The following is a 527-nucleotide window of genomic DNA, read 5'->3' on the forward strand; positions in this document are numbered from 1 at the left end:
TGGCGGTTGGCTGGCCACCCTCGCCTACGAACGGCGCCTCGCCGCCCAAGGCGACCACTCCCCGGCCGTGTCCGGTCTGGGTTGTACCTTCGGCCTGCTCGCCACCGGCGTCCTGGTGGCGCATGCGCTGGTCGGCCCGTCGCCGGCGGGCTGGCTGGCGGTGGCGTGGTTGCCGCTGGCCGCGAAGGCGCTGTGGCTGGTACACGGCCTGTGGGAACGCACCGCCCTCACCCCAACCGCCCTGGAAGAGATCCGCACCATCCGCCAGACGGCCCGCGACGACGCCGCGGTCTCCCGCGCCCGGCTGTCCGCGCAGGCCGGTGCGGAGGAGACCCGGCTTGCCGCGGTGACCGCGGCGGGGGCGCGGGTGGCCCGGGTGCAGGCCCGCACCGCGCACACCCTTGCCGCCGCCTGGACGGCGCTCGCCGATGCCCGTGACGGTGAGGACACCGGCAGGGCTCTGACCTGCGTGACGAGCCGCGTCACACCCGGCGTCACACCCGGCGTCACACCCGGCGTCACACCCG

1 pseudogene is annotated in these 527 nt (G+C 76.1%); it reads left to right on the top strand.

Annotation, left to right across the window (positions count from 1 at the left end):
* Nucleotides 1-527: pseudogene (locus tag G6R25_RS24520) on the top strand (protein spdB); the annotation flags it as partial.

Origin of the sequence: Candidatus Frankia alpina (assembly GCF_902806485.1) — a bacterium.
Classification (GTDB): Bacteria; Actinomycetota; Actinomycetes; order Frankiales; family Frankiaceae; genus Frankia; species Frankia alpina.